Origin of the sequence: Stenotrophomonas sp. Sm6012, from assembly GCF_030985895.1 — a bacterium.
Taxonomy (GTDB): domain Bacteria; phylum Pseudomonadota; class Gammaproteobacteria; order Xanthomonadales; family Xanthomonadaceae; genus Stenotrophomonas; species Stenotrophomonas forensis.
The window spans coordinates 1-4,252 of the sequence record NZ_JAPTFX010000223.1; the positions used below are offsets into that span (position 1 = coordinate 1).

Below are 4,252 nucleotides of genomic sequence, written 5' to 3' on the forward strand. Positions count from 1 at the left end.
GGCGCCCCCCCCCCCCCCCCCTTCGCGCATCACCCCTGGCGATACACCTCGGCACCGGCGGCGCGGAATTGCTCCGACTTCTCCTTCATGCCGGCCTCGGCGTAGTCGCGCACGTCCTGGGTGATCTTCATCGAGCAGAAGTGCGGACCGCACATCGAACAGAAGTGGGCCAGCTTGTGCGCGTCTTTCGGCAGCGTCTCATCATGGAACTCCTTGGCTTTCTCCGGATCCAGGCCGAGATGGAACTGATCCTCCCAGCGGAACTCGAAGCGCGCCTTGCTCAGCGCGTTGTCGCGCACCTGCGCGCCCGGATGCCCCTTGGCCAGGTCGGCCGCATGCGCGGCAATCCGGTAGGCCATGATGCCGTCGCGCACGTCCTGGCGGTTGGGCAGGCCCAGGTGCTCTTTCGGCGTCACGTAGCAGAGCATGGCGGTACCGAACCAGCCGATCATCGCCGCACCGATCGCACTGGTGATGTGGTCGTAGCCCGGTGCGATGTCGGTGGTCAGCGGCCCCAGCGTATAGAACGGCGCTTCGCCGCACTCGCGCAGCTGCTTGTCCATGTTCTCCTTGATCAACTGCATCGGCACGTGGCCGGGCCCTTCGATCATGGTCTGCACGTCGTGCTTCCAGGCAATCTTCGTCAGCTCGCCCAGCGTTTCCAGTTCGCCGAACTGCGCGGCATCGTTGGCATCGGCGATGCAGCCCGGGCGCAGGCCGTCGCCCAGCGAGAAGGTCACGTCGTAAGCCTTCATGATCTCGCAGATCTCTTCGAAATGCGTGTAGAGGAAGTTCTCCTTGTGGTGTGCCAGGCACCACTTGGCCATGATCGATCCGCCTCGGCTGACGATGCCGGTCACCCGCTTGGCGGTAAGCGGCACATAGCGCAGCAGCACGCCGGCATGGATGGTGAAGTAGTCCACGCCCTGTTCGGCCTGCTCGATCAGCGTGTCGCGGAAGATCTCCCAGGTCAGCGCTTCGGCGCGGCCGTCGACCTTCTCCAGCGCCTGGTAGATCGGCACGGTACCGATCGCCACCGGCGAATTGCGGATGATCCACTCGCGGGTTTCGTGGATGTGCTTGCCGGTGGACAGGTCCATCACCGTGTCGCCGCCCCAGCGGATCGCCCACACCAGCTTCTCCACTTCCTCTGCAATGCCCGAGGACACGGCGCTGTTGCCGATGTTGGCATTGATCTTGGTGAGGAAGTTGCGACCGATGATCATCGGCTCGCTTTCCGGATGGTTGATGTTGTTGGGCAGCACCGCGCGGCCGCGGGCGATCTCGTCGCGCACGAATTCCGGAGTGATGATCTTCTGGATCGACGCACCGAACGCCTCGCCCGGGTGCTGCTGCAGCAGGCCGGCATCGCGGATCGCATCCAGCCGCTGGTTCTCGCGGATGGCGACGAATTCCATTTCCGGCGTGATGATGCCGCGGCGTGCGTAATGCATCTGGGTGACGTTGGCGCCGGCGCGTGCACGGCGCGGCAGGCTGCGTGCGGGGAAGCGCACCGCATCGAGCTTCGGGTCATGCTCGCGATCGCGACCGAAGGAAGAACTCAGGCCTTCGAGCTGCTCGGTGTCGCCACGCTCTTCCACCCAGCCGCGACGCAGCGCTGGCAAGCCAGCGGACAGATCGATGCGCACTTCCGGATCGGTATACGGGCCCGACGTGTCGTAGACCGTGACCGGTGCATTCTCTTCGCCACCGAACAGCGTCGGCGTGCGGGTCAGCGCGATCTCGCGCATCGGCACCTGCAGGTCCGGGCGCGAGCCGGGCACATGGATCTTGCGCGAGCCGGGAATGGGCCGGGTCACGGATTCGGAGAGTTGCTGGGCCTGTTGCTGCAGGGCGGAGAGCTGTGCGTTCATCGGGCATCGTCCAGGAAGGTCAGGGACGAAGCGGCGGCGCACTGCCGCCGCGCACGGACGGTCCTTGGGCGGAGTCCGGGCATGGCAGCATTGCAAAGCTTCCCTACGCCGGTATGAGCCGGATCAGGTTCCAAGGGACTGTCTCAACCGTGGCCGTTTGGCCGCGGTACCCCCGCTTCTTGCTGCGCATTAGAGCATAGAAAGCACTGCAGCTCGTGGCCGTTGCAGCCGCACATCACGTGGATCCGTTGTTTCTGTATTAACAGAACCGTGACATCGCGTTCAGTAACGTGCACGTCCGTCGCGTTCCAGCGACCGATGCTTCCTTCGCCGCCGACGCGGCCCCTGCCCGGTTCGCGCTGCACGCCGCCGGCCCCTCGCTGCAAGCTCTGCTCGCTCCCCTCAATCCCTTGATCGGAGAAGCTCCTTCATGGTGTTTCGCATTTCCATCGCACTGGTGCTCGTCCTGGTGCTGCTGGCCGGCTTCGCGCCCGGCCCGTTCAATACCGTCGTCCAGTCGGTACTCGCCGATGTCATCCGCAGTGTCGGCTGGCTCTATCTTCTGGTCGTGTTCCTGGCGCTGACCTTCCTGATGTACCTGGCCTTCGGCCGTTTCGGCAACCTGCGCATCGGCGGTGAAGATGCCGAACCGGAGTTCTCGCGCGCCAGCTGGATGTCGATGCTGTTCGCCGCGGGCATGGGCATCGGGCTGGTGTTCTGGGGTGCCGCCGAGCCGATTTCCCACTTCACCAAGCCACCGGAAGGCCTGGCCCCGCAGAGCATGGACGCGGCGCGGGCTTCGATGCGCTATGCATTCTTCCATTGGGGCCTGCACCCCTGGGCAATCTACGCGCTGATCGGCCTGGCGATGGCCTGGTTCCAGTTCAACCGCAACGGCCGCGGCCTGGTCAGCGACATGCTGCAACCGATCATCGGCCGCCACCATCGCGGCTGGATCGGGCGCGTGGTCAACATTGCAGCGGTCGTTGCTACCGCGATTGGCGTGGCCACCACGCTGGGCTTCGGCACCATCCAGATCGCTGCCGGCATGGAGCGCGTGTTCGGCCTGCACGCGGGCGTGCCCCTGCAGCTGACCATCATCGCCATCGCGTTCGTTCTGTACATGGCGTCCACCGCCAGTGGCGTGGAGCGCGGAGTCAAGTGGCTGTCCAACTTCAACCTTGCGCTGGCCGCGCTGCTGGCGGCCACCGTACTGGTGCTGGGCCCGACCGGATTCATCTTCGATACGTTCACCACCACCCTGGGCTCGTACCTCAACCAGCTGGTGACCATGAGCCTGCGCATGTCGCCGTTCTCGGGCAGCACCTGGGTGGCGGACTGGACCATCTTCTACTGGGCATGGTGGATTTCCTGGGCCCCGTTCGTCGGCTCGTTCATCGCGCGCATCTCGCGCGGGCGCAGCGTCCGCGAGTTCGTCATCGGCGTGGTGCTGGCACCGACCGTGCTGGGCTTCTTCTGGTTCGCGGTGTTTGGCGGCACCGCGCTGTGGGCGCAGATCTTCGGCCATGCCGATCTGGTGCAGGCGCTGGGCAATGGCTATGAAACGGTGCTGTTCACCCTGTTTGACAGCATGCCGCTGCCATTGCTGCTTTCCTGCATCGCGCTGGTGCTGCTGATGATCTTCTTCGTGACATCGGCCGATTCGGCGGTGCTGGTGCTGGCCAGCATGTCCACCGATGAAGCGGGCGATCCGCCGCTGAAGCGCAAGCTGGCCTGGGGCATCGCGGTGGCATTGATCGCAGCGGCGCTGCTGCTGGCGGGCGGCCTGGATGCGCTGCAGGGCATGATCACGATCGCGGCATTGCCATTTGCGCTGCTGATGGTGCTGGTGATGGTATCGCTGTACCGGGTGCTGGACCAGGAATACACGCGCGAGCGGCGGCAGGCACAGCGCCAACGCCACATGATCGATGCGTGGATCGCGCGCGAGATGGCAGCGCAGGAAGAGACGCAGGCGGAGGCGGCACGCGCGCAGGATTCGGATTGAGGGTGTTTTGCAGCCTGCGGCTGCACCGCTTTTTTCAAGCAACGGCAACGGCAACAGCAACTTCAACAGCGGCTCTGGGTTGCTGCTGGTTTGGCGGGTCGGTGTGGGCTGGCAGGACACGCCGTAAACCCGTCCGTGGGGGCTCGATGGCGCCATCCATGGCGCCAACGGTCCTGCCAGCCCACACCGCCCCACCCCCGACAGTTTCCGTGTGACGGTTGGTTTTCCACGCCATGCGTGGATGGGGTGTATCGGAAAACAAGATGGGGTCGGATCCACAGCGCGCGGCTGTTGCTTTTGATTTTCTTCTTTCTCTTCCGTGGCTGACGCGCACGGAAACTTTCGGGGGGCGTGCGGGTGGGGGTGGCGG

At 64.8% G+C, this 4,252-nt stretch carries 2 protein-coding genes and 1 riboswitch; of the genes, one reads left to right on the forward strand and one right to left on the reverse strand.

Annotated elements, in window-relative coordinates; genetic code table 11:
• Window positions 1-29: 29 nt before the first annotated feature.
• Entirely contained in the window at window positions 30-1,874 is a 1,845-nt protein-coding gene (gene thiC / locus O0J73_RS21610; protein ID WP_308309606.1) for a phosphomethylpyrimidine synthase ThiC, read from the reverse strand.
• 82 nt (window positions 1,875-1,956) lie between these two features.
• A riboswitch (TPP riboswitch) is annotated at window positions 1,957-2,058 on the reverse strand.
• A 246-nt stretch (window positions 2,059-2,304) separates the two neighbouring features.
• On the opposite strand from thiC, the gene O0J73_RS21615 reads away from it, so the two are divergent.
• Window positions 2,305-3,882, forward strand: coding sequence for a BCCT family transporter (locus O0J73_RS21615; protein WP_008267394.1), 1,578 nt, complete (start codon window positions 2,305-2,307; stop codon window positions 3,880-3,882).
• Window positions 3,883-4,252 lie beyond the last annotated feature (370 nt).